This window comes from Gemmatimonadaceae bacterium (assembly GCA_035533755.1).
GTDB lineage: Bacteria > Gemmatimonadota > Gemmatimonadetes > Gemmatimonadales > Gemmatimonadaceae > JAGWRI01.
Genome location: DATLTC010000020.1, coordinates 1 through 5,575 on the forward strand (window position 1 = coordinate 1; position 5,575 = coordinate 5,575).

General features: G+C 68.7%; 7 protein-coding genes. 4 read left to right on the forward strand and 3 right to left on the reverse strand.

From position 1 onward, the window contains the following. Positions 1 to 640 (forward strand): amidohydrolase family protein (locus VNE60_03690; protein ID HVB30612.1); only part of this gene is annotated, 640 nt, incomplete at its 5' end. A 140-nt stretch (positions 641 to 780) separates the two neighbouring features. Here the strand turns inward: VNE60_03690 and VNE60_03695 are convergent. The 3 genes from VNE60_03695 to VNE60_03705 all read right to left on the reverse strand — a co-directional run bounded on the left by VNE60_03695 (position 781) and on the right by VNE60_03705 (position 2,940). Then, positions 781 to 1,584, reverse strand: a complete 804-nt coding sequence (locus VNE60_03695; protein ID HVB30613.1) for a DUF1080 domain-containing protein — start codon at positions 1,582 to 1,584, stop codon at positions 781 to 783. Between the two features lie 64 nt (positions 1,585 to 1,648). Next, the gene (locus VNE60_03700) at positions 1,649 to 1,882 is read right to left on the reverse strand and encodes a thioredoxin family protein (GenBank protein ID HVB30614.1); all 234 of its coding nucleotides are present in this window, start codon (positions 1,880 to 1,882) and stop codon (positions 1,649 to 1,651) included. A 20-nt stretch (positions 1,883 to 1,902) separates the two neighbouring features. Then, a complete protein-coding gene (locus VNE60_03705) occupies positions 1,903 to 2,940 on the reverse strand; it encodes a permease (protein ID HVB30615.1) in 1,038 nt (345 codons plus the stop codon). A gap of 259 nt (positions 2,941 to 3,199) precedes the next feature. On the opposite strand from VNE60_03705, the gene VNE60_03710 reads away from it, so the two are divergent. The 3 genes from VNE60_03710 to VNE60_03720 all read left to right on the forward strand — a co-directional run bounded on the left by VNE60_03710 (position 3,200) and on the right by VNE60_03720 (position 5,473). Next, positions 3,200 to 3,775 carry a TlpA disulfide reductase family protein gene (locus VNE60_03710; protein ID HVB30616.1) on the forward strand — a complete coding sequence of 192 codons (576 nt, stop codon included), beginning with the start codon at positions 3,200 to 3,202 and terminating at the stop codon, positions 3,773 to 3,775. Beyond that, the gene (locus VNE60_03715; protein ID HVB30617.1) at positions 3,772 to 4,512 is read left to right on the forward strand and encodes a cytochrome c biogenesis protein CcdA; all 741 of its coding nucleotides are present in this window, start codon (positions 3,772 to 3,774) and stop codon (positions 4,510 to 4,512) included. Before VNE60_03710 ends, VNE60_03715 begins: the two co-directional genes overlap by 4 nt. A gap of 61 nt (positions 4,513 to 4,573) precedes the next feature. Further along, positions 4,574 to 5,473, forward strand: coding sequence for an alpha/beta hydrolase (locus VNE60_03720; GenBank protein ID HVB30618.1), 900 nt, complete (start codon positions 4,574 to 4,576; stop codon positions 5,471 to 5,473). Positions 5,474 to 5,575: the final 102 nt, after the last annotated feature.

Consider the following 5,575-nt stretch of genomic DNA (forward strand, 5'->3'; position numbering starts at 1 on the left):
CGAGTTCTGGGATTTCCATACGCCCTACCAGTACACCGAGGCGCAGCTGCAGGCGGCCGTGGCCGAGGCGGCCCGGCTGAACACCAACGTGGGCGTGCACTGCCAGGGCGAGCCTGCGGCACGGTTTGCCGTGGAGGCGGGCGTAGCGTCCGTTGACCACGCCACGCAGCTCAGCGACGGGACGATGCAGATGATGAAGGCAAAGGACATCCCCGCCGTGCCGACGTTTGCAATATTCAAATACTTCGCGGATCACGCGCCCGATTCCGCCGCGGCCGCCCGCGAGTACGTCATGCTGGACTACAAGATCCACGAATTCAAACGGCAGGTGGCGGCGGGCGTTCCGATGGCCGTGGGGTCGGACGTGGGCCCCTTCCCGCACGGGACGCAGGCACGGGAATTCGAGCTGATGGCGCAGTACGGGATGACGCCGCTGGCCGTGCTCCAGGCCGACTACCTGAACGGTCCGCGCATTCTGACGTGGCAAGACGAAGTGGGACAGCTCAAGCCCGGATACTTTGCCGACGTGATTGCCGTACCCGGAAATCCGCTGGAGGACATCACGGCCGTGGAGCACGTGCAGTTCGTGATGAAGGGCGGGGTCGTGTACCGGGGCGAGGGGTCCCCCGGCGGCGAGTAGCCGCCACCCACGGTCACTTCTCCACCCGATTCCGCCCCGCCTGCTTCGCCCGGTACAGCGCTCGGTCCGCCGCCTTCACCACGTTCTCGGGCACGACCGAACGGGGCGAGAGGTGACGCGTCCTCCCATTCGGGACGCTGCTACGGCATGTGCACCTGCGCCGTATCGGGCAGCACCCGCACCCAGATGTTGCGGAAGCTGATCGGCGCGCTGGGATCGCCGTGCGCCTGGAGCTTGATCGGCTCGGGCCCGTGCGCCTTGTACGACGGCTTGCCGATGTAGAGCGTGGGTCCCAACAGCGCCACGTGATTCTGCACCAGCACCCCATTCTGGAACGCCGTCACGTACGCGGGCGTGTCGAGCGAGCCGTCCTGCTTGAACGTCGGCGCCGTCCAGATGACGTCGTACACGTTCCACTCGCCGGGCTTGCGCATGGCGTTCACCAGCGGCGGATACTGCTTGTAGATGGCCGCCGCCTGGCCGTTCACGTAGGTGGCGTTGTGGTACGAGTCCAGGATCTGGATCTCATAGCCGTCGTCCCCGGGGCCGGTGGAGGCCAGAAAGACGCCGCTGTTGCCGCGCGCCTGCCCGGAGCCGGTGATCCCCTGGGGCACGCGCCACTCGAGGTGCAACTGATAGTTCGTGAACGACTGCTTGGTCTCGATGTTGTCCGCCTTCTTGTTCACCGTCAGCACGCCGTCGTGCACGTCCCACGCCGCCGGCGAGTGGTCCTGGGCCGACACCCACTGACTCTCATCGTGGCCGTCGAAGAGCTTGATGGCGTCGGACGGCGGCGCGAGATCGGAGCGGCCCGGCGTCACGACCACCGGCACGGGCTTCCAGACCTCGGTCTCTTCGGGGCGGGGCTTGGGGTTCTGCGCGGTCGCCGCCGAAGCGGCGACACAGACGAGCACCAGAGCGACAACGGTTGCGGGCGCCTTCATGACGGGCTCTCCGATGGATTGACGTGCGCGCGGGGGGCGCGTGCATCCTGCATGCGGACCGCGTTCAGCGCAACCACCCTTCGACTTTGGCCCGGCTCGGCACGCCCCCGGCATGCACGACCTTCCCGTCGATCACCACCCCGGGCGTGGCCAGCACGCCGTACCGCATGATGTCCTGGATCTCCTCCACCTTCTCCACCTCCACGTCCACGCCGGCCTCCCGCGCGACGGTCTTGAGCAGGGCGATGGTGTTCCGGCAATTGGGGCAGCCCGTACCGAGCACTTTGATGTTCGTCATCACGTTCTCCATGTCTTCGTTCACAACACCGCGTTGAACACGTAACCCACGAGCAGGATGCCCGCGGCCACCACCAGCACGAACGTCGCGATCAGGCGCATCTTGAGCACCTTGCGCAGGATCACCATCTCGGGAAACGAGAGCCCGATCACGCTCATCATGAAGGCGAGCACGGTCCCGAGCGCGGCCCCCTTGGCGAGCAGCGCCTGCACGATGGGAATCACTCCGGCCGCATTGCTGTACATCGGCACGCCCACGAGCACGGCCAGCGGCACCGCCCACCACACGTCCCGTCCCATGAACGAGGCCATGAAGGTCTGGGGCACGTAGCCGTGGATCACGGCGCCGATCGCGATGCCGGCAAGGATGTACGGCCAGACTCTCCCGACGATCTCGTGGACGGCGGCGAACCCCGCCGCGAGGCGCTCGGCGAGCGTCAGTCGCTCGTGCGCATGCTGCGCCTCCACGCGCGGCATCTCGCGCACCCAGTCCTCGAGCGACGACTCCATGCGCAGCCGTCCGATCACCCAGCCGGCCACGATGGCCACCGACAGCCCGAGGCCGAGGTAGAGCAGCGCGATCCGCCAGCCGAACAGCGCCAACAGCAACGACAGCGCCACCTCGTTCACCATCGGCGCCGAGATCAGGAACGAGAAGGTGACGCCCAGCGGCACGCCCGCCTGCACGAACCCGATGAACAGCGGCACCGCCGAGCAGGAACAGAACGGCGTGACGATGCCGAGGCTGGCCGCCATGACGTTGGCCACGCCTTCGCTGCGGCCGGCCAGCAGCGCGCGGGTGCGCTCCGGGGTGAAGTACGAATTCACCATCCCCATCACGAACACCACGCCGGTGAGCAGGAGCAGGACCTTGGGCGTGTCGAAGAGAAAGAACTGCAACGCGCCGCCCAGGTGACTGGCGGGGTCCACGGGTAGGGCGGCCGCCAACGCCGATGAGGCCGGGGCCAGCGCCAGATACACGGCCAGCCAGGTCAGCGCCGCGACCCCCAGAAAGGCTCGGGGATGCGAACCCGGCCAGTCGCTGCGCGCCGCGGTCATATTCATGGGTATGTGGTAACGGTATCGAAGCGCGTGTTGCGTTCTCGGGGGGGTGTTCCTGCCGTTCATTGAACCCATGTGCGCGATCCCGCGGCATGGGCCCGCGCCCCATACTTCGTAGGGACTTCCCCGACCGGCGCCTGCGTGCCGGAGCCCCTTGCCGCGCGACGGCCGGCGAATAACATTACTGCATAACTACTAGAGAATATAGACATAATCAGCCGGCCCCGGCCGGCGTCCACGCTCCACTCGAATGGCCATGCGCATCCCGAAATTCCGCTTTCGCTTCCATTGGGAAGCCCTGCTCTGGGTCGCCCTCGGTATCTTCGTCGGCCACCGCCTCTGGCCGCAGGTCGCGGCCGCCGCCGGCGTCGCCTCGGAGAACGCCGCGGTCCCCCCATTCCAGCTCACCACCCTCAGCGGCCAGCCCGTGTCCAGCGACCAGCTCCGCGGCAAGGTGGTGTTGATCAACTTCTGGGCCTCGTGGTGCCCGCCCTGCCGGTTCGAGATGCCGGGATTCGAGTCGGTGTACGAACGCAACAAGAACCGCGACTTCGTCGTGCTGGGCGTCTCGATGGACGCCGGCAGCACCGACGGCGTCGAGAAATTCCTCGCCGAGAACCACATCACCTATCCGGTGGCGATGGCCACGGGCGACATGGTCGAGAGCTTCGGCAACGTGAACCTCCTGCCCACCTCGTTCCTGATCGACCGCCAGGGCCGCATCCGCAACACGGTGCAGGGCATCTTCGCGGCGGTGGCGCTCGATCAGGCCGTGCAGCGCCTGCTCGCCGAGCCCGCCGATCCGCCCGCGCACGCCGGCCTCGCGCCATGACGGACACGGCCACGGTGTCGCTCGGCCTGGCATTCGTGGCCGGGCTGGCCTCGTTCCTGTCGCCATGCGTCCTGCCGCTGGTGCCCAGCTACGTCACCTTCGTCACGGGCATGACGCTGGAAGATCTGACGACGCAGGGGCGCACGTCGGCCAGGCGCCACGCCGCGGTGCACGCCGCGCTGTTCGTGCTCGGCTTCACGCTCGTGTTCGTGACCCTGGGCGCGACCGCCACGGCCCTGGGCGCCACGCTGCGCCGCTCGCTGCCCCTCATCCAGCAGGTGGGCGGCATCGTGATCGTGCTGTTCGGGCTCTACATGCTGGGCGTGCTGCGACTGCCGGGGTTGATGCGCGAGCGCCGCGTGCAACTCGCATCCAAGCCGGCGGGGCGCTTTGGCTCGGTGCTGGTGGGCATGGCGTTCGGCGCCGGATGGACGCCCTGCGTGGGCCCGGTGCTCGCGTCCATCCTGCTGTACGCGGGCATGAAGACCACGATGGCCAAGGGCATGCTCCTGCTCGGCGTGTACGGGCTCGGGCTGGGCGTTCCGTTCTTCGTGGCGGCGGTGGCGCTCAACTGGTACCTGGCCGGCGCCCAGCGCATGCGGCGCTGGCTGCGACCCATCGAGATGGTTTCCGGCGCGCTGCTGGTGGTGGTCGGCGTGCTGCTGTTCACTGGCCGGTTCACGCTGCTGTCGAATTTCTTTGCCAGCTTCGGCTCGTTCTCCAATCCGGGTCTCTGATGTCGCATGCCCGAGGGGCCTGATCGGGAGCGGACAGGGGCACGGCGGTAGATTTCTCCACGTGACCTCGGCCCGCGATCGCTTCTTCGCTTTTCGACGCAGCATTCCGCATCCCCCGCGCCTCGACCGCCAGACGGTCCGGGCGCGGGGGCTCGCGTTTGCCGTATTCACCTCGCCGCCCGTGGCGGGCGCGCCGCCACTGCTGTGCGTGAACGGCGGCCTGATCGTGGACCACGCCATGCTCTGGCCGTCGCTGTCGCCGCTGGCCGCGGGGCGGCAGCTCATCCTCTACGACCAGCGCGGTCGCGGCGCGTCGCAGGCGCCGGCCGATCCGCTCGCGTCGCGCATCGAAGACGACGCCGCCGACATCCCCGCCCTGCGCCGCGCGCTGGGCATTCGCGAGTGGGACGTGCTCGGCCATTCGTGGGGCGGCGGCATCGCCATGCTCGCGGCGGCGCAGGATCCGGCCGGCGTGCGCCGGCTGGTGCTGGCCGACGCCGTGGGCCCCACCAGCTCGTGGATGGCGCCGCTGCGCGCCGAGACCTTGGCGCGCGCCAATGCGGACGATCGCGCCGTGCTCGCCGGCATCAGCGACCACGCGCTGGGCGAGCCCGACCTGGCGGTGCACCTGGCGCACCTTCGCGCGTCGTACGGCGCCTGGTTCGTGGATCAGGCGTTCGCGTCCACGTTCCCCATGCCGCGGCAGGCCAGCCAGACCGGCGCCGCCGCGTTGGCGCGACTGCGTCGCGACGGGTACGACTGGCACCACCAGGTGGGCGCGCTCCGCTGCCCCACGCTCGTCGTGCACGGCGAGGGCGACCCGCTCTCGCCCGACGTGGCCCGCGAACTCGCGGCAACCATTCCCGGCGCGCGGCTCGAGTTCCTGCCGCACAGCGGCCATTTCCCGTTCTGGGAAGCGCCCAACGAGTTCTTCGCAGCCGTTTCGCGCTTTCTGGCGTAGTCAGTTCGTGCTTCGCTTCGCCGTCTTCGCGCTGGCCCTCACCGTGGCGGCCGCGCGGCCCATGCCGGGCCCGATCTTCGTGTGGATCCAGCCCGCATCGCG